15 protein-coding genes are annotated in these 18,013 nt (G+C 73.7%); 4 read left to right on the forward strand and 11 right to left on the reverse strand.

Annotated elements, in window-relative coordinates; all coding sequences use genetic code 11:
- Positions 1–379 precede the first annotated feature (379 nt).
- Positions 380–1,384 carry a stage II sporulation protein M gene (locus tag AB0K51_RS26530; protein WP_363459658.1) on the reverse strand — a complete coding sequence of 335 codons (1,005 nt, stop codon included), beginning with the start codon at positions 1,382–1,384 and terminating at the stop codon, positions 380–382.
- A 252-nt stretch (positions 1,385–1,636) separates the two neighbouring features.
- Here AB0K51_RS26530 and AB0K51_RS26535 point away from each other — a divergent pair, with 252 nt between their 5' ends.
- Positions 1,637–2,695 (forward strand): RDD family protein, encoded by a 1,059-nt coding sequence (locus tag AB0K51_RS26535; protein ID WP_363459659.1) that lies wholly within the window; start codon positions 1,637–1,639, stop codon positions 2,693–2,695.
- A 13-nt stretch (positions 2,696–2,708) separates the two neighbouring features.
- Here AB0K51_RS26535 and AB0K51_RS26540 read toward each other — a convergent pair whose 3' ends face one another.
- Positions 2,709–3,329 (reverse strand): hypothetical protein, encoded by a 621-nt coding sequence (locus tag AB0K51_RS26540; RefSeq protein WP_363459660.1) that lies wholly within the window; start codon positions 3,327–3,329, stop codon positions 2,709–2,711.
- A gap of 102 nt (positions 3,330–3,431) precedes the next feature.
- Between AB0K51_RS26540 and AB0K51_RS26545 the strand changes: the two genes are divergently transcribed.
- Together AB0K51_RS26545 and AB0K51_RS26550 are read left to right on the forward strand one after the other, a co-directional pair.
- Positions 3,432–3,944, forward strand: coding sequence for a SigE family RNA polymerase sigma factor (locus AB0K51_RS26545; RefSeq protein ID WP_363459661.1), 513 nt, complete (start codon positions 3,432–3,434; stop codon positions 3,942–3,944).
- Positions 3,941–5,056, forward strand: a complete 1,116-nt coding sequence (locus AB0K51_RS26550; protein ID WP_363459662.1) for a hypothetical protein — start codon at positions 3,941–3,943, stop codon at positions 5,054–5,056. The genes AB0K51_RS26545 and AB0K51_RS26550 overlap by 4 nt, the downstream gene beginning before the upstream one ends.
- A gap of 54 nt (positions 5,057–5,110) precedes the next feature.
- Here the strand turns inward: AB0K51_RS26550 and ahcY are convergent, their stop codons facing one another.
- From ahcY to AB0K51_RS26580, 6 genes are all read right to left on the reverse strand, one after another.
- Entirely contained in the window at positions 5,111–6,559 is a 1,449-nt protein-coding gene (ahcY, locus tag AB0K51_RS26555) for an adenosylhomocysteinase (protein ID WP_363459663.1), read from the reverse strand.
- A 187-nt stretch (positions 6,560–6,746) separates the two neighbouring features.
- Positions 6,747–7,721: a cation diffusion facilitator family transporter gene (locus AB0K51_RS26560; protein ID WP_363459664.1), complete on the reverse strand. Its 975-nt coding sequence runs from the start codon at positions 7,719–7,721 to the stop codon at positions 6,747–6,749.
- A 64-nt stretch (positions 7,722–7,785) separates the two neighbouring features.
- On the reverse strand, positions 7,786–8,952 hold the full coding sequence (locus AB0K51_RS26565; protein ID WP_363459665.1) for an SIS domain-containing protein: 1,167 nt from the start codon (positions 8,950–8,952) through the stop codon (positions 7,786–7,788).
- 44 nt (positions 8,953–8,996) lie between these two features.
- Positions 8,997–9,188 carry a Trm112 family protein gene (locus AB0K51_RS26570; RefSeq protein WP_363459666.1) on the reverse strand — a complete coding sequence of 64 codons (192 nt, stop codon included), beginning with the start codon at positions 9,186–9,188 and terminating at the stop codon, positions 8,997–8,999.
- A gap of 128 nt (positions 9,189–9,316) precedes the next feature.
- Entirely contained in the window at positions 9,317–10,702 is a 1,386-nt protein-coding gene (locus AB0K51_RS26575) for a phosphomannomutase/phosphoglucomutase (RefSeq protein ID WP_363459667.1), read from the reverse strand.
- Between the two features lie 115 nt (positions 10,703–10,817).
- The gene (locus AB0K51_RS26580) at positions 10,818–11,180 is read right to left on the reverse strand and encodes a DUF3499 domain-containing protein (RefSeq protein WP_363459668.1); all 363 of its coding nucleotides are present in this window, start codon (positions 11,178–11,180) and stop codon (positions 10,818–10,820) included.
- Between the two features lie 142 nt (positions 11,181–11,322).
- Between AB0K51_RS26580 and AB0K51_RS26585 the strand changes: the two genes are divergently transcribed.
- Positions 11,323–11,772 carry a metallopeptidase family protein gene (locus tag AB0K51_RS26585; RefSeq protein WP_363459669.1) on the forward strand — a complete coding sequence of 150 codons (450 nt, stop codon included), beginning with the start codon at positions 11,323–11,325 and terminating at the stop codon, positions 11,770–11,772.
- Positions 11,773–11,923: 151 nt separating this feature from the next.
- On the opposite strand, the gene AB0K51_RS26590 is transcribed toward AB0K51_RS26585, so the two are convergent.
- The 3 genes from AB0K51_RS26590 to AB0K51_RS26600 form a co-directional block, all read right to left on the reverse strand.
- Complete coding sequence (locus tag AB0K51_RS26590; RefSeq protein ID WP_363459670.1) at positions 11,924–13,525, reverse strand: DUF5719 family protein; 1,602 nt, start codon at positions 13,523–13,525, stop codon at positions 11,924–11,926.
- Between the two features lie 6 nt (positions 13,526–13,531).
- The gene (locus AB0K51_RS26595) at positions 13,532–17,416 is read right to left on the reverse strand and encodes a glycosyltransferase (protein WP_363459671.1); all 3,885 of its coding nucleotides are present in this window, start codon (positions 17,414–17,416) and stop codon (positions 13,532–13,534) included.
- 222 nt (positions 17,417–17,638) lie between these two features.
- On the reverse strand, positions 17,639–17,911 hold the full coding sequence (locus AB0K51_RS26600) for a WhiB family transcriptional regulator (RefSeq protein WP_014136066.1): 273 nt from the start codon (positions 17,909–17,911) through the stop codon (positions 17,639–17,641).
- Positions 17,912–18,013 lie beyond the last annotated feature (102 nt).

Here is an 18,013-nt window from a genome sequence, read left to right on the forward strand (position 1 = left end):
TGAGTTCTCAAGGAACGGACACTTCCTTCAGGCGGCCTTCCGACCGACCCTCCGGGCGCTTCGTTCTTTCGTGTTCCCAGCTTATCAGAGGTTTTTCACTCCGATTTCCCGCTGGTGTGGGATTTCCTTCACCTTCGCCGCAGACCTTATCAAAAGCTCTGCACTGCTCTGCTTCGGGATTATGCCGGAACCGGGCCAGCATCCTTGCGGACGCGCTGCCTCGTCTTCGGCGGTGTCGTAGACACTACGCTCGGGCCGACCGGATGTCCAGTCGCTCCCAACCGTTCAAATCTACTCGCCCACCGGAACCACGTCAATGGTCCCTGGGGTTGATCATCAGGCTACCAGGTTTGGCGGGGCACTCGTGACGCCACGCCGGTCAGGCGGCCATCGGCTGGAGGTCGGTGCGGTCGGCGGCTTCGACGTCGCCGATCTCGCCGCGGGCGGCGGCGTGGCGGCCGAGGACCAGGGCGTAGAGGAAGAAGAGGACCTCGACGGTGACGCCGATGGTGATGCGGAGCCAGGTGGGGAGGGCGGAGCCGCTGACGAAGCCCTCGATGATGCCGGTGACCAGGAGGACGCCGGCCAGGCCGATCGCGGCGCCGATGACGGAGCGGCCCTCTTCGGCGAGGGCGGCGGCGCGGGTGCGGGGGCCGGGGTCGATGACGGTCCAGCCGAGGCGGAGGCTGAGGCCGGCGGCGACGAAGACGGCGGTGAGTTCGAGCAGGCCGTGCGGGATGAGCAGGCCGAGGAAGAGGTCGAGGCGGCCGGCGGAGGCCATCAGGCCGAGGCCGGCGGCGAGGTTGACCACGTTGCTGAACAGGATGAAGAGCACGGGGATGCCGAGCAGGACGGCCGAGACCAGGCACTGGACGGCGACCCAGGCGTTGTTGGTCCACACCTTGGCGGCGAAGTTCGCGGAGGGGTGCTCGGTGTAGTAGGTCTCGTACTCGCCGCCGGGCTTGGTGAGTTCGTGGAGTTCGGCGGGCGGGATGAGCGCTTCGCGGATCTCGGCGTGGGTGCCGATCCACCAGGCCATGACGGCGCTGAGGACGAGCGAGACCGCCATGACGGTGAGCCACCAGCGGCGGGCGCGGTAGAGGGTGGCGGGGAAGCTGGTGGTGAAGTAGCGGGCCGCGTCGCGCCAGGAGGAGCTGCGAGCACCGGCCACGGCGTTGCGGCCGCGGACCACCAGGGTGGTGAGGCGGCCTTCGAGGCCGGGGTGCGGGGCGGTCGACTGGACCTGGGCGAGGTGGCTGGTGGCGCGCTGGTAGAGCGCGATCAGCTCGTCGGCCTCCTCGCCGGTGAGGCGTCGGCGTCCGGCCAGGACCTCCAGACGGTGCCACTCCGCCTGGTGGGCGGCGACGAAGACGTCCAGGTCCATGCGGCTCTCTCCGGGTGCGCGGTGGGACGGGTGGCGGGCACCGGTGCGGTGCGCAGCCCGGGCTAGCTTGCCAGAGCGGGCGGGCGACCCGGCAGGGGATTCCGGAACAGGGGTGCGCGGACGGGACCGGGGTTCCGGGTCGCGGCGGGCGGTCGTATCTTTGCGGCCTGGACGGATCCGGAACGGATGCGGGGGTCGGGTCGCGCGGCAGGGTGCCGGTCGGCGGGCCGCGGAACGGAGCGGGTGGGTGCTGTGAGCGAGTTGGTGACCGGCGAGGCGGTCGTCCTGGGGCTGCGGACGGCGCGGTTGCCGTCGCGGGGGCTGGCGCGGGCGTTGGACGGGGTCGTCTACGGGATCGGGTACCTGGTCACGTTGTTCGCGCTCTCGCTGCTGCTGTCTCGGCTGGAGGCGGCGGCGGTGGCGGCGGTGTCGCTGACCACCCTGGTGTTCTTCCTGACCCTGCTGCCGATCCTGATCGAGACGCTGTCGCACGGGCGGTCGCTGGGCAAGGTGGTGTTCGGGCTGCGGGTGGTCCGGGCGGACGGCGGGCCGATCCGGTTCCGGCACGCGCTGGTGCGCGGGTTGGTGGGGATCGTGGACTTCGGCTTCCTGGCGATGCCGGCGGTGTTCGTCTCGCTCTTCAACGAGCAGGGCAAGCGGCTGGGCGACATCTTCGCGGGGACCCTGGTGATCCGGGAGCGACTGCCGCGCAGCGCCCAGGACCACGGGGCGGTGCCGCCGGTGCCGCCGCAGGTGATGCACGCGCTGGGCGCGGACCTGGCCGCGATGGACCTGTCGGCGGTGCCGGACGGGCTGTGGCTGGCGATGCGTCAACTGCTGGGCCGCTTGAACGAGTTGGACCCGCAGGTGGCGCAGGGGCTGGCCGAGCGACTGGCCGGGGACCTGTGCGAGCGCACCGGCCGGTCGGTGCCGGTGGGGACGCCGCCGGTGATGTACCTGGGTGCGGTGCTGATGGAACGGCAGCGGCGGGAGTGGGAGCGGCAGAGCGCGGCGGCGGCCCGGTACGCGGCCGCGCAGTACGCCGCTGCGCAGCAGGCCGGCCAAACGGCTCAGGCGTCGCAGGCGTTCCAGGCTCAGCAGGCGGCGCCCGGTCAGGTGCCGCCCCCGTACCTGCCGCCGGCCGGGGCTCCGCAGCCGCAGCCGCCGGTGCGGGTGCTCGGGTACCCGCAGCCGCAGGCACCCGTGCAGCCTCCGCAGGTGGCGATCCCGGTGCAGCCGCAGGCACCCGGGCAGCAGCCGGTCCCGGCGCAGCAGCCGCCGGCCGGGGGCGGGTTCGCGCCGCCGGCCTGATGGCGTCCGCGGGTCAGCGGCGGGCGTTGGGCGGGGTGTCGAGCTCTTCGAGTTCGATGCCGGGGGCGGCGAGCAGGACGTCGCCGGTGAGGTGGAGCTCGCGGACCTCGCCGGTGTCCAGGTCGGTGACCCGGTAGTGCTCGACGGGGAGCGGGCCGGTGTCGGTGGGGTGCTGCTCGACGGCGTGGAGCTGCCAGGACTGGTCGAGGGTGCGCGGGGCGAGGGCGCTGCCGGTGAAGGAGACCAGGCGGATCCGGGTGCTCGCGCCGGGGGCGAGGTCGAGCAGCCGGGCGGTGGCGAGCAGGAAGGCCGGGGAGTCGCCGGTGAAGGCGTGGGCGCGGTCGTGGCCCTCGACGGCGTGCGCGGGGTCGGGGTCGTCGGCGGCGGTGCGCACCCAGCTGACGCCGTCGAGCGCGCCGCCGCGGACCTGCCAGCCGCCGGCCCGGAGTTCCATCCGTAGCGGGCGGCCGCGCTGGTCGAGGGTGAGGTCGGTGGTGCCGAGGACGGTGCCGTCGGGGTGGTAGCTCTTGGCGACGTAGCGCCAGCCGGCCGGGCCGGGGGCGCAGCTGAAGCGTTCCTCGCCGAGCGGGGTTCCGTCGTGCGGGTCGTGGAGGGAGTAGCGGCCGTTCGGCATGGGTGAAGCCTACGGAACGCGGTGTGCAACCCTTCCGCGGGTCGGCCGCATCAGGGGGGCGGTGGCGCGACCGCGTCACCGGTCATGGGGAGGGGGGACCGGATGGCGGAGCAGACGCGGGACGAGGAGTTCACCGCGTTCGTGGCCTCCAGGACGGTCTGGTTGCGGAAGGTCGCGTACCTGCTGTGCGCGGACTGGCATCGTGCGGACGACCTGGTCCAGGAGAGCATCACCAAGCTGTACGTGCACTGGGGTCGGGTGGGCCGGGCGGAGAACCGGGACGGGTACGCCCGGACGGTGCTGGTCAACACCTTCCTGTCCGAGCAGCGGACCGGGTGGTGGCGGCGGACCCGTCCGTCCGCGGAGCCCGGAGCCGCGGTGGTGGCGGGCGGTGCGGACCTGGCGCTGTCGCTGGACGTGCGGGAGGCCCTGGCGGCGCTGCCGCCGCGGCAGCGGGCCACGGTGGTGCTGCGCTACTTCTGCGATCTGACGGTCGAACAGACCGCTGCCGAGCTGGGGTGTTCCAGCGGCAATGTGAAGAGTCAGAGTTCGCGGGCGCTGGCGACGCTGCGGCGATCGGCGTGGCTGCGTCCGATGGGGAGGGCCGAGGTGTGACGGACGATCAGCGGCAGGCGGAGGAACTGACGGTGCGGATGGCCGAGTACGTGGCGTCCGCGGAACGGTCGGCGCCGCCCTCGTCGGTGGACCCGCTGCGGGCGGTGCGGCGCGGTCGGTCAGCGGTGCGACAGCGTCGGTGGACGGTGCTCGGCGCGGTGGCGGCGGTGGTGGTCGCCTCGGGGTCGTTCGCGGTGCTGCACCGCGGGTCGGCCACGGGCTCCGCGCCGATCGGCCCGGTGGCGCCGAACTCGACGCACTCGTCACCGACCGCCCCGTTCACGGCGCTTCCGGATCCGACGCCGACCGGCCCGGCCGCCGCGGTGCCGACGATCGGCCGGGCGGCACTGACCGTGCAGGCTCGGTTCGGCTGGCTGCCGGACGCGGTGGCCGAGGTGGAGTTCAGCGCGACCAGGGTCGGGGTGCAGACCACGGCGAGCACGGGCCCCGGGCACTCGACGCAGCACTATTCCTTGCAGGTGTTCCCGGCCGGGGTGAACCCGGACGAGGCGCCGACGTTCGCGGACGGATCGCACGGGGTGCGGGTGGCCGCGCCGCAGGTGAACGGGCGGGAGGCCTACTGGTTGCAGAAGGACCGCCCGGACGGCTGGCCGAGGGCGACGGATGTCCTGCGGTTCAGGCTGGCCGACGGACGCTGGGCGGAGCTGGACACCGAGGGCCTGGAGGACGCCGACCGCCAGGCGGTGCCGCTGCGGATCGCGGCCGGGGTGCTGGTCGGCGCGTACGCGGTGCCGATGCCGGCGTCGATGGCCTCGCTGCCTCCGTCGGCAGTGCTCGTCGCGGCGAGCATCACGGCACCGCGCAACGGCGGCGGCTGGTGGACGGCGTCGCTGGGCTTCCAGGAGCAGGGGTCGCACTACGTGTCGGTCTACGTCACCCCGGACGGGCCGAATCCGGGCGCCGGCTCGCCGTCCACGGACCCGAGCGCGGGGTCCCACCCGCAGGCGTGCTCCTCGGGCGGGGGACTGAAGTGGTGCGCCATGGCCCTGGAGCCGCCGGACGGCAAGGCCGGCGACCCGAACGCCTGGCTGCCCCGAGTGGTCGGGCACGGCGCGGACCCGAACGCCTGGACCACCGAGGTGCTGCCGTAGCGCGACGGCGCCCGGCACCCCCTCGCGGGGGTGCCGGGCGCCGTCGACGGTGTGTCAGTAGCGGTACTGCTCCGCCTTGTACGGGCCCTCGACCGGGACGCCGATGTAGTCGGCCTGGTCCTTGGTGAGGGTGGTGAGCTTGACGCCGAGGGCGTCGAGGTGGAGGCGGGCGACCTTCTCGTCCAGGTGCTTGGGGAGCACGTAGACGCCGATCGGGTACTGCTCGGTCTTGGTGAACAGCTCGATCTGCGCGATGGTCTGGTTCGCGAAGGAGTTGGACATCACGAAGGACGGGTGGCCGGTCGCGTTGCCGAGGTTCAGCAGGCGGCCCTCGGAGAGCACGATGATGGTCTTGCCGTCGGCCTTGCGCCACTCGTGGACCTGCGGCTTGACCTCGGTCTTCACGACGCCCGGCAGCTTGGCGAGGCCGGCCATGTCGATCTCGTTGTCGAAGTGGCCGATGTTGCCGACGATGGCCTGGTGCTTCATCCGCTCCATGTGGGAGGCCAGGATGATGTCCTTGTTGCCGGTGGTGGTGACGAAGATGTCGGCGATCTCGACGACCTCGTCCAGGGTGGTGACCTGGTAGCCGTCCATCGCGGCCTGCAGCGCGCAGATCGGGTCGATCTCGGTGACGATGACCCGGGCGCCCTGGCCGCGCAGCGACTCGGCGCAGCCCTTGCCGACGTCGCCGTAGCCGCAGACCACGGCGACCTTGCCGCCGATCAGGACGTCGGTGGCGCGGTTGATGCCGTCGATCAGCGAGTGGCGGCAGCCGTACTTGTTGTCGAACTTCGACTTGGTCACCGAGTCGTTGACGTTGATCGCCGGGAACAGCAGCTTGCCGTCGCGGTGCATCTCGTACAGGCGGTGGACGCCGGTGGTGGTCTCCTCGGTGACGCCCTTGATGGTGGCGGCGACCTCGGTCCACTTGGCCGGGGACTCGGTGAGCGTGCGGTTGAGCAGCTCGAGGATGATCCGGTACTCGTCGTTGTCGGCGGTGGACGGGTCCGGGGCCTCGCCGGCCTTCTCGAACTCGACGCCCTTGTGGATCAGGAGGGTGGCGTCACCGCCGTCGTCCAGGATCATGTTCGGGGTCTGGCCGTCGGGCCAGGTCAGCGCCTGCTCGGTGCACCACCAGTACTCCTCCAGCGTCTCGCCCTTCCAGGCGAACACCGGGATGCCCTGCGGGTTCTCCGGGGTGCCCTCCGGGCCGACCGCGATGGCGGCGGCGGCGTGGTCCTGGGTGGAGAAGATGTTGCAGGAGCACCAGCGGACCTCGGCGCCCAGCGCGGTGAGGGTCTCGATCAGCACGGCGGTCTGCACGGTCATGTGCAGCGAGCCGGTGATGCGGGCGCCCGCGAGCGGCTGGGTGGCGGCGTACTCGGCGCGGATCGACATCAGGCCGGGCATCTCGTGCTCGGCGAGCTGGATCTCCTTGCGGCCGAACGGGGCCAGGGAGAGGTCGGCGACCTTGAAGTCGCCGGTGGGCAGGTTCGACATGCGAACTCCTCGCTGCGTGGGCCTGGTTACGGGTGTGCTGAGCGGCAGGGGGACGCGGTGGGCGGCCCTCTGCTGCGGCACAATCCGTCGGAGGACCTCTCTCCCTCGACCGGAGCCGGACTCCGATCGACCGCCATCAGCAGCGACGTTTGGCACTGCTGACGAATCTACACCGCCCGGCCCCCGGTCAGTGGGCCTTCGGGCCGGGACCGCCCGGAGTGGCGTCGGCGTCGGGGCCGGCCAGGGCCTTCTCCTCCGAGTAGATGTCCGGCTCCAGGTAGATCGCCCGGGCGATCGGCACGGCGCGGCGGATCCGGGCCTCGGCCAGGTCGATCGCCTGGGCGACCACCGCGGCGCTGTCCTCCGCGTTGACCCCGATCTTGGCCGCGACCAGCAGTTCCTCCGGGCCGACGTGCAGGGTCCGCATGTGGATGACGTCGGTCACCGTGTCGTGGTCGACCAGCGCCGCGCGGATCGCCTCCACCACGTCGACGTCGGCGGACTCGCCGATCAGCAGCGACTTGGTCTCCAGCGCCAGCACCAGCGCGATCACCACCAGCAGCACGCCGATCGACACCGTGCCCGCGCCGTCCCAGACGCCGTTCCCGGTGGCGGCGGTCACGCCGACGCCGATCAGCGCCAGCACCAGGCCGATCAGCGCGCCGGTGTCCTCCAGCAGCACCACCGGCAGCTCGGGCGCCTTGGCCCGGCGGATGTACGCGGCCCAGCCGTGCCGGCCCTTGTCCTTGGACGCCTCGCGGTAGGCGGTGAGGAAGGAGAAGCCCTCCAGCAGTATGGCGAGGACCAGCACGCCGACCGGCCAGTACCAGTTCTCCAGCTCGTGCGGGTGGACGATCTTCTCGTAGCCCTCGTAGATCGCGAACATGCCGCCGACGCTGAACAGCACGATCGAGACCAGGAAGCCGTAGACGTACCGCTCGCGCCCGTAGCCGAACGGGTGCTGGGGGGTCGCCTCGCGCTGGGCGCGCTTGCCGCCGACCAGCAGCAGCACCTGGTTGCCGGAGTCGGCCAGCGAGTGCACGCCCTCGGCGAGCATCGAGGACGATCCGGAGAACGCGAACGCCACGAACTTGCTGACCGCGATGCCCAGGTTCGCGGCCAGTGCCGCGACCAGGGCCTTGGTACCGCCTTCGGTGCTCAACCCCTGTCCTTCCCTCCGGGCCCGGACTTTGCCGGGCCTTGGTTGACCAGGGGACGATATCGCGTCAGTTCTCGGTGGCGAGGCCCAGGTAGACCGCCGCGAAGTCGGTCAGGCCGATCAGTTCGGCCAGTGCCTGCAGCGGGTCCTCCAGGCTGGAGGCGTGATCGGTGACCCGCACCTCGTGCGCCTCGGCCAGCCGCCGGGCCCGGGCCACCGGCCAGCCCGGCTCCTCCAGTTCCTCGACGCCCGGGGTGTGACGCAGCATCAGCACCTGCAGCTGGAGCGGCACCGGCTCGTCCACCCGGTCGCGGAAGAAGTCGTCGGGGTCGGCCCCGGCGCCCAACCGGCCCGCGAACATGCCGCGGTGGGCGGTCAGCGCCTGCGGCAGCCGGCCGGTCAGCGCGGGCAGCCCGGCCCGGTCGGCCAGCGCCGCCGCGAACCGCTCCCCCACCGCCGCGGCCACCGCGCCGTCCGACCACAGCAGCGGAACGGTCTCCGCCAGCCGGCTGGCCAGCGACTTCGCCGGGTTGTCGTACGCCTGGGCGTCCGGGCGGCAGCGCACCGCCACCTCGTCCAGCCGGTCGGCGGCGGCCTCCAGCGAACCGGGGGCGAGCTGGACCAGGCCGATCCGGTCGGCCAGCTTCAGCAGCGGAGCGAGGAAGGCCCACAGCGCGGCCGGGTCCTCGGCGGGCAGGTCGGGTTCGGCGTCCGAGCCCTCCGGCTCGACCTCGCTCGGTGTGAACGGCAGCGGCAGGCCGCGGACCTGCTCCGCGGCCTCGGCCAGTTCCGACCCCTCCGGGGAGATCACCGCGATCGCGCAGCCCCGGGCGTACGCCTGCTCGGCCAGGTTGATCAGCCCGCCCTCCCGGCCGCCGGCGCTGGCCAGCACCACCAGGTCCAGCGGACCGGCCCAGCCCGGCAGCAGCCAGGACTCGCCGTCGGTGAACGCGGGCGCCGCCGGACGGGCGTCGGCCGGCGGCAGCGGCCACACCTGGCAGCTCGGCACCGCCAGCGCGGCCAGCACCGCCGCGGCGGTCAGCGCGCTGCCGTGTCCGGCGACCAGCACCGCCCGTGGACGGCCGTCCGGGCGCAGCCCGTTGACCCCGGCCGCGTCGGCCAGCCGCAGGGCGATCCGGATCCGGGCGCCCGCCCCGGCCAGGGCGAGCAGCTCGTGCCGGCGGTCGGCGCGCTGCAGGGCGGCCGGGTCGTCGATCAGGGTGTCGTCGAACATGGCGGCTGGCCTCCAACAACTGCGGGGAAGCGGCTGACGGGGGTTCAGGAGGGGCGGCGGGCCTCGTCGACCAGCAGCACCGGGATGCCGTCGCGCACCGGGTACACCAGGCCGCAGCCCTCGCCGGTGCAGCGCAGCTCGTGCTCGGCCTCCTCGGAGCCCTCGCGCACCTCGGCCAGCGGCGAACGGCACTCCGGGCAGACCAGGATCTCCAGAAGGAAGGACGGCAGGCTCATGACGGTCGGCTCCGGTCGGTGCGGCGGTCGTGGTGGATTGTCAGGCCGGTGACACAGCAGTACCCCGGCCGGTGGCAACCCTACCGGCCGGGGCACCCGAAACGTCAGCGCCAGGCTGACCAGCGGGGTCAGGCCCGCACGATCGCGAGCACGCCGTCCCGCACCTCGGCCATCTTCGCCGGGTCCTTCGCCTCGGCGTTCAGGCGCAGCAGCGGCTCGGTGTTCGAGGCGCGCAGGTTGAACCACCAGTCCTGGCCGGCCACGGTCAGGCCGTCCAGCTCGTCCACGGTGACGCCCTCCAGGCCCGCGTAGGCGGCCCGCACCCGCTCGGTGGCGGCGTGCTGGTCGGCGACGGTGGAGTTGATCTCGCCGGAGGCGGCGTACCGGTTGTACTGCTTGGTCAGCGCGGAGAGCGGCTCCTGCTGCCCGCCGAGCGCGGCCAGCACGTGCATCGCGGCGAGCATGCCGGTGTCGGCGCGCCAGAAGTCGCGGAAGTAGTAGTGCGCGGAGTGCTCGCCGCCGAACACCGCGTCGGTGACCGCCATCTCCTGCTTGATGAAGGAGTGGCCGACCCGGGTGCGCACCGGGACGGCGCCCAGCTCGCGGACCACCTCGGGCACCGTCCAGGAGGTGATCAGGTTGTGGATGATCGTCGGCTCGGCCTCGCCGTTCGCCTTCGCGCGGGCGACCTCCCGCTCGGCGACCAGCGCGGTGATCGCGGACGGCGAGACCGGGTCGCCGTTCTCGTCGATCACGAAGCAGCGGTCGGCGTCGCCGTCGAACGCCAGGCCCAGGTCGGCGCCGACCTCGCGGACCTTGGCCTGCAGGTCGACCAGGTTCTTCGGGTCCAGCGGGTTGGCCTCGTGGTTCGGGAAGGTGCCGTCCAGCTCGAAGTACATCGGGACGACGTCCAGCGGCAGGCCCGCGAACACCGTCGGCACGGTGTGGCCGCCCATGCCGTTGCCGGCGTCCACCGCGACCTTCAGCGGCCGGATGGCCGTCAGGTCGACCAGGCCGCGCAGGTGCGCCGCGTAGCCGTCCAGGGTCTCCTTGGCGCTCAGCGCGCCCGGGGTGGCGTCGACGACCGGGACGTGCACCGCGCCGTCCTCGTCCAGCCACGACTCCACCAGCTCGCGGATATCCGCCAGGCCGGTGTCCTGGCCGACCGGGGCCGCGCCCGACCGGCACAGCTTGATGCCGTTGTACTCGGCCGGGTTGTGCGAGGCGGTGAACATCGCGCCGGGCAGGTCCAGGCTGCCGCTCGCGTAGTACAGCTGGTCGGTCGAGCACAGCCCGATCTCCACCACGTCCGCGCCGCGGGAGGCCGCGCCCTCGGCGAACGCGCGGGACAGCGAGGGCGAGGACGGCCGCATGTCGTGACCCACCACGACCGCCGCGCCGCCGACCACCTCGACGAACGCCGCGCCGAACGCGTACGCCAGCGACTCGTCCCACTGGTCCGGGACGACGCCCCGGACGTCGTACGCCTTCACAAGCTGCTTCAGGTCCCGCACGAATGCTCCCGTGTGTGTGCTGCGAGCTGCCCCGGACGATGCGTCCGCCCGGCGGTAGAGGGGCAGCGTACCCGGCCACGGCGAAGCGCCGGTGCCGTGCACCCGCGGACCGGTCTCAGCTCTCCGGCGAGCGCAGCACCCGCAGGTGGCCCCGACGGCCCGACTCGCCGTCCGTCTGCGGGCCCTGACGGGGTGTCCGCTCCTGCGGACGGGCCGCCTCGCGCACCGCGTTGGCCAGCGCCTCCAGGTCGTCGCTGCTGCGCCGCAGCGGCCCCGCCTCGGCGACCAGCCGGACCACCTCCCACCCGCGCGGCGCGGTCAGCCGCTCGGCGTGCTCGGCGCACAGGTCGTAGCAGTGCGGCTCCGCGTAGGTCGCCAGCGGGCCGAGCACCGCGGTGGAGTCCGCGTAGACGTACGTCAGCGTCGCCACGGCCGGACGGCCGCACGCGGTCCGCGAACAACGACGTACAGAGCTCACGAGGGTGGACGGTACCGCACTCCCGACCGGCCCGCGAAGACCCGCCCCCTCCGCGTGTGTCTCCCCGCGGGTCTCGGAGCCGTCACGCGCCGTGCCCGAGTGGTCCACTTCCGGGCATCCAGGGACTACGCTCGACACTGCTATGGACAGCTCGACACCCTCGTCCCCGCCCGGTCCCGGCCGCCGCAAGCACCGCGACCGGCACGGCCGCGGCCTGCGCGGGCCGCTGGCACCGCCGCAGGTGCCCATCTCGCTGACCCGCTCCGAGCTCTTCGACGACTACGTCCGGGAGTCGATGGAGCGCCTGGTCCGGCGCTGGCCCCAGCTGGAGGACGTGGAGTTCGCCGTCCTGGAGGTCCCGGTGCCCGCCAAGGGTGAGCCCGAGCCCGACGGCGTCCCGCTCGGCCGGGTGATTCCCGCCGTGACCGGGCGCCGCGCCAGGATCCTGGTCTACCGGCGGCCGGTGGAGATCCGCGCCAAGTCCAAGGAGGACCGGGCGGCGCTGGTGCACGAGATCCTGATCGAGCAGGTGGCGGAGCTGTTGGGGCTGTCGCCGGATGCGATTGATCCGCGGTACGGCGAGGACGGGTAGGGGCTCGGGGAACTGCGAGGCGAGTGTCTGGTGGTCTGAGCTTGGCGGGGGGTCTTCGGAGACGTCTATGCGCCCAGACCTGGCAGCGCCCCGATACCCCGACAGCCACGCACCCCCGCCGTTCCCCGGGCCCCTGGGGGCTTCGCCCCCCCTACTTCAGGACCACTCCGGGGTCGCCTGCGGCTTGGGGGACCTGGACGGTGGCGCGGTCGTCGCGGAGTTGCTGGGTGGTGAAGGCGGGGTAGTCGCGGGCGGGGATGGTGAGTTGGCGGGCGGCTACGACGGGGCCGCCGGTGGTGGTTTCGACGGTGAGGGCGTAGGGGCCGTTGACGCCGGCGGGGTCGATGCCGTCGACGGTGACGGTGGTGCCGGCGGGGATGTCGACGTCCTTGGTGGCGGGGGTGCCGCCGTTGCTGCCGGCCGAGGAGGTGACCTTGACCTTGGCGTCGGTGTCGGTGGCGGTGAGCATCAGGGCGGTCTGCCCGGCCCGGTTGTCGGCGATGGAGGCGCGGGTGCCGACGGGGGCGGCGCCGGCCAGCCACGCGGCCTCGTTCTTGCCCTTGTTGTTGCGGTCGACCCGCAGGCCGGCCACCACGGGGGTGGCGTGGGCGGGGTCGGTGGGGGTGAGGCGGACCGCGGTGGCACCCTCGTGGGCGAGCTTGGAGACGTCGAAGTCGAGGGTGGCGGTCATGCCGGCCTTGACGTGCAGGGTCTCGTGGTCGGCGGGGGTGAACCAGCCGTTCTTGCCGGAGAGTTGGACCTTGAGGTCGGCGTCGTCGGCGGAGTCGGTGGCGACCACCAGGTGCGCGGCGGTGAGGTCGGCGGGGACGCCGGGCACGGTGACCGTGGCGGCGGGGTCGGCGGAGGGCTCCAGCCAGTCGCTGCCCTTGCCGCCGTCGCGGGCGTGCAGGCCGGCGCCGACGCGTCCGCTGCGGGCGACCACGTGGACGGCGAGGTCGTTGACCTGGCCCTTGGAGAGGCCGCTGAGCAGGATCTGCTGGGAGGTGCCGGGGGCGACCGCGATGCCGGTGGCGAGCTCGTTGTCGATCAGGCCCTTGTCGCCGTAGAGGCGCAGGTCGACGACGGCGGGCAGGGTGTCGGCGTTGACCAGGGTGACGTAGTCGACCCGGTCGCCGGCGGTGCTGGCGCCGGAGAACCAGAAGCTGGTGCCGGTGGGGGTGCAGCGGGCGCCGGAGAGCGCCGGGGAGCCCTGCTCGGAGCTGGTGGTCTGGGTGACCGTGAAGCCCGGGGCGAGGGCGCCGGTGCCGACCGCGAAGGTGCCGGGGGCGGTGTCGTTGTTGGCGGCGGGGCCGGCGGTCGGGACGCCCGGCTTGGCCAGGGTGACCCGGGCGTCGGCGGCGGCCGGGGCGCCGGAGGCGGTGCCGGACGGGGCGGTGGCCGGCTGGGCGGGGGCCTGGGCGGCGACCACGCTCTGCGGGGTGACGTCGTTGAGCACGCCGGTGCCGCCCTGGGCGGTGCCGCCGGGCGGGGTGAACAGGGTGAGCGTGGTGGAGCCGACCGCGCCCTGCAGCGGGGGCGGGCAGACCAGCGCGGTGCGTTCGACCTGGGTGCTGGTGAGCTTGCCGGTGGCGCCCGTCGTCGGGGTGACCGGTGAGCGGAGTTCGGCGACGCCGAACACCACCGCGAGGATGGCGGCCCCGGCGAGCAGGGACTGGCCGGTGCGGCTGCCGCCGGCGACGCTGCTCAGGTCGGGCGCCTTGAGCTTGGGGGCTTTCAGGGTGGGCTTCTTCATCGCGGGTCAGCTCCCCGTCCCGGGCTGCTGCGGGTGGCCGCCGTAGGGGTCGTTGGGGTCGTGCTGGGGGTATCCCCAGCCTTCGGTCTGGTCGGTCTGCTGCTGGCCGGGCAGCCAGGGCTGCTGCTGCTCCTGCTGCTGCTGCGGGTAGCCCGCCGCGTACGGGTCGGTCCAGCCCTGGGCGGGCGTCTCGTAGCCGTACTGCTGGCCGTACTGGTCGTAGCCGTCGCCCTGGTAGGGCGCGCCGACCGGCTGCTGCTGGCCGTTCGGGTCCCAGCCGGACTGGTCGTAGCCGTAGCCGTCGCCCTGGTAGGCGGGCTGCTGGTACGGGTCGGCCTGGTACGGGTCCGCCTGGTAGGTGTCGGTCTGGTACGGGTCGGCGAACGGCTCGGGGTCGGCCTGGTAGCCGCCGTCGGGTTCGCCGGTGGGCTGCTGCGGGATGGCACCGGCGTAGACGCCGGGCTCGGCGGGGGCCTGCTCGCCGTCGCCCTCGCCCTCGCCGCGTTCGGCGAGCCGGCGGGCCCGGCGGCTGCCGGGGGCGGGGGCCTGGGCCTGCGCGGCGGCGGCCAGCGCCTGGGCGGCGACCACCTCTTCGGGCAGGTCGTCGTCGTTGTGGTTGCGGCGGCCGGGCAGCGCGAGGACCAGGACCACCACGCCGAGCAGGAGCTGGCCCCACGCCCAGCCGGTGTGGGCCAGGCTGCTGGTCCGGGTGACGTCCAGTCGGCCGCCCTTGGCGGGGAGTTGGAAGCCCTGGGCCCAGCCGTCGACGGTGACCGCCTTGAGCGGGGTGCCGTCGAGGGTGGCCTGCCACTGCGGGGCGGCCTGTTCGGCGAGCCGCAGCTGCCGGCCCTCGGGGCCGTCCGGGATGGTGGTCCAGATGTCGTGGACGCCGGCCGGGACGGTGATCGGCACGGTGCCGGGGCTGGTGATCTGCGCCCGGGCGCCGGGGATCGCGGTCACCTGCCAGAGCGCGACGCCGTTGTCGAGGCTGAGCCGGGTCAGGCCGGGCGTGGTGTCCAGGACGTCGCGGACCTTGGCGATCAGCGGGTCCTTCACCTCGACGTAGCCGACGCCGTACCCGGCCAGGGTGCCGGCCTGGTCGCCGCCGGAGCCGGCCAGCAGCTTGCCGGTGAGCTGGGCGAGCTTCTGGTCGGCGGCGGCGTCCACGGTGCCCTCGGCCTGACCGGTCGTCAGGCCGGCGCCGCGGACCAGCGCGTAGCTCACCGCGGTGCCCGCGGCGTCGCCGGTGATCATCAGGGTGCGGGCGCGGTCGGTGGTGTCGGCGGCCTCCGCGATGAACGCCGGGACCTGGGCCTCGGCGGTGCGGTGCAGCGGGCCGTCGGCGCCGTGGATCGCCCACCAGGCGGCGGTGCCCAGCGGGGCGAGCACGGCGGAGGCGACGACCAGTGCGGCGACCGGCTGCCGCCAGCCGAAGGCGATGCCGGAGACGCGGGCGTTGGCGCCGTCGGCGCCGATCGCGGCGGCGGCGAGCAGGGCGACGCCGGCCAGCAGGGTGGCCGGGCCGGCCCAGGCGGCGGTGGCGGGTCCGCCGGAGGCGGGGGTCACCGAGGTGCCGGCCACCGCGACCGAGAAGACCAGACCGGCGGCGGCGGCGCCCCAGGCGGCGAGCACCGCGCGGCGCCGGTCGGCGCGCAGCAGGGCGGCGAGCGCGGCGAGCACCACGCCGGCGGAGAGCCAGATCGGGGGGACGCCGGCGCCGCCGGGGTTGACCAGGATCAGGCCGAGCGGGTCGGCGGCGGGCCCGTTGAACCCGGCGACGCCGGCCTCCAGCAGCAGCCGGGAGGGGTGCGCGAGGACGTGCAGCGACCAGGGGGCGAGCACCACGACGGGCGCGCCGAGGATCACCGCGATGCGCAGGCCGAGCAGCCGCAGCGCCTGGCCGCCGGAGCCGAACGCGCCGCCGCGCAGCACCGCGTGGGCGAGGGCGGCGAGGCAGAGCGGGAGGGCGATGGCCCAGGTGAGCGGGACGAACGCGGTGCAGACGGTGAGCATCAGCACGGTCATCCAGGCGGACCGCCAACCGGGGCGGGCGCCCTTGGCGGCGGTCTCCTTGCGGATGCCGAGGCCGGCGGTGATCGCGGCGGCGCGGGCCAGCGGCGGCAGCAGCACGGCGAGTACGGCGGTGCCGATCCGGCCCTGGGCGAGGGCGCCGGTGGCGGCGGGCAGCAGCGCGTAGGTGGCGCTGGCCCAGGCGCGGACCAGCTTCGACTCGATCAGCGGCCGGGAGACCAGGTAGGCGCTGACCGCGGCCAGCGGCACCGAGAGCAGCACGATGAGGGTGAGCGCGAAGTCGGCGTGGCCGAGGAACACCCAGGAGAGCACCGCGAGGACGCCGAGGTAGGGCGGTGCGGTGGCGGTGGAGCCGGTGCCGACGGGGTGCCAGGCGTCGGCGTACATCCGCCACAGTCCGCCGGCGCCGTCGGTGGCGGGCAGCAGGGCGCCGCCCTCGAGCCAGCCGGAGCCGATCAGGTTGCGGCCGGCGGCGAGCGCGAAGACCAGCACCGCGGCGAACAGCACGGGGGCCGGGCGCCGGGCCAACTTCTTGATCAGCGCGAACTGCTCGACCACCAGGTCGTCGGTGTCGTCGTCGCCGGGTCCGGACTCGGCCGAGCCGTGCCGGCCGGCGCCGGAGTCGTCGCCGCCGCCGATGCCGAGCGAGCCGATGACGTTCTCGATGGCCAGGCGGGCGGTGGCGCCGGGTGCGGGGAACAGCGTGCGGTCGTCCAGCGAGTCGACCGAGCGGGTCCGGCGGCGGCGCGCGCGGGCGGTCAACAGGCGCGGCAGTCGCAGCAGTTCGTGGCCGAGGCCGGCCACCTCGTCGTAGGCCTGCTTGGGGTCCTTGCCGACCAGGTTGACCACGACCCGCAGCAGGGTGCCGAGGATCAGCCGCAGCAGCGTGTACGGGAACAGCACGCCCTTGGAGTTGGCGAGCAGCGTGTAGACCGCGCCGGCCTTGTCGACCCGGTGCGGGTGGGCGGAGCCGCAGTCGATGGCGCGCCGTTCGCGGCTGGCGGCCTCGGCGTGCCGGAGCACCGCGTCGGGGGCGACCACCACGCGGTGGCCGGCGGCGTTGACCCGCCAGCAGAAGTCGGTGTCGTCGCGCATCAGCGGCAGCGCCCGGTCGAAGCCGCCGAGTTCCTCGAAGACGTCGCGCCGGACCAGCATGCCGGCGGTGGAGACGGCGAGCACGGGGCGGACCTGGTCGTGCTGGCCCTGGTCCTGCTCGCGGCGGTCGAGCCCGGTCCAGCGGCGGCCGGAGCGGGCGATCGTCACGCCGACCTCCAGCAGCTGCCGGCGGTCGTACCAGGAACGGAGCTTGGGGCCGACCACGGCGGCGCTCGGGGTGGAGTCGGCGACCTGGAGCAGTCGGCGCAGGGCGTCGGTCTGCGGTTCGCAGTCGTCGTGCAGCAGCCAGAGCCACTCGACCGGCTGGGTCTCGCGCGGTCCGCCGCGGCCGAGGTCGTCCTCGGCGCCGAGCGGGTCGCCGAAGTCGTCCCAGCCGCCGGTGACCGGGTCGTAGCCGGACGGGTCGAGGCTGTAGGAGAGGTCTTCGGGGCGCAGCGGCGCCGAGTTGAAGACGGCTTCGCCGACGGCGCGGCCGAAGCCGACCCGGCGGCCGAGGATCTGCGGGCCGCTCTCCGGCAGCCAGTCGCCGAGGGTGTCGGCGAGCAGTTGCGGGGAGGTGTCGGTGGAGCCGGTGTCCACCGCGAGGATGCGCTGCACCTGCCGGTCCTGGCCGAGCAGACCCGCGAGCGCCTGGGGCAGCCAGCGGGCGCCGTCGTGCGAAACGATCACCGCGGTGACCAGATGGCGCGGGTAGGCGGGCGGCCTGGCAGCGGAGAAGCCGCTCTGGTGGCTGTAAACAGTCATCGGGTGCGCGGACCACCGGTTCGGGTTTGACGGCAGATGACGCACCACACTAACGGCTCCGGGTGGCCGGGTTGTCCCGGGTGTGTGTGAAGAGACGGTGCAGCGGGTATCGCGGCGGCCCCCGCCGGTGTGCGGCGAAGCGAAAGCGCCCCACCTCGGGGAGGTGGGGCGCCGGCACCGGACGTGCTCCGCGGGGATGTCCCGCGCGGTCCGCGGGGATGCTCAGACCGCGCTCTTCTTGAGGCGTCGGCGCTCCCGCTCGGAGAGCCCGCCCCAGATGCCGAACCGCTCGTCGTTGGCGAGCGCGTACTCGAGGCACTCGGCCCGGACCTCACACGCCAGGCAGACCTTCTTGGCCTCCCGGGTGGACCCGCCCTTCTCGGGGAAGAACGACTCGGGGTCGGTCTGGGCGCACAGCGCCCGCTCCTGCCAGCCGAGTTCCTCTTCGTCTTCCTCGATGCCCTCACCGATCAACAGCTCAAAGAGCTCGCTCATTCTGGCGCGCCTCCTCTGCCCCTCTTGGCGTCCCCGTGGTGTTGCCGTTGCCGGTGCGGCGGAACGACACGAGAGAAATTACAGTTGCGTCACTCTGGCCCA

The organism is Kitasatospora sp. NPDC049285, from assembly GCF_040678815.1.
Lineage (GTDB): Bacteria > Actinomycetota > Actinomycetes > Streptomycetales > Streptomycetaceae > Kitasatospora.

Bases quoted from the DNA above. Each gene is read 5' to 3' on its own strand.
- AB0K51_RS26600 (WP_014136066.1), bottom strand. From the start codon at position 17,911: ATGAGCGAGCTCTTTGAGCTGTTGATCGGTGAGGGCATCGAGGAAGAC.
- AB0K51_RS26590 (WP_363459670.1), bottom strand. From the start codon at position 13,525: ATGAAGAAGCCCACCCTGAAAGCCCCCAAGCTCAAGGCGCCCGACCTG.
- ahcY (WP_363459663.1), bottom strand. From the start codon at position 6,559: ATGTCGAACCTGCCCACCGGCGACTTCAAGGTCGCCGACCTCTCCCTG.
- AB0K51_RS26540 (WP_363459660.1), bottom strand. From the start codon at position 3,329: ATGCCGAACGGCCGCTACTCCCTCCACGACCCGCACGACGGAACCCCG.
- AB0K51_RS26545 (WP_363459661.1), top strand. From the start codon at position 3,432: ATGGCGGAGCAGACGCGGGACGAGGAGTTCACCGCGTTCGTGGCCTCC.
- AB0K51_RS26585 (WP_363459669.1), top strand. From the start codon at position 11,323: ATGGACAGCTCGACACCCTCGTCCCCGCCCGGTCCCGGCCGCCGCAAG.
- AB0K51_RS26570 (WP_363459666.1), bottom strand. From the start codon at position 9,188: ATGAGCCTGCCGTCCTTCCTTCTGGAGATCCTGGTCTGCCCGGAGTGC.
- AB0K51_RS26565 (WP_363459665.1), bottom strand. From the start codon at position 8,952: ATGTTCGACGACACCCTGATCGACGACCCGGCCGCCCTGCAGCGCGCC.
- AB0K51_RS26530 (WP_363459658.1), bottom strand. From the start codon at position 1,384: ATGGACCTGGACGTCTTCGTCGCCGCCCACCAGGCGGAGTGGCACCGT.
- AB0K51_RS26595 (WP_363459671.1), bottom strand. From the start codon at position 17,416: ATGACTGTTTACAGCCACCAGAGCGGCTTCTCCGCTGCCAGGCCGCCC.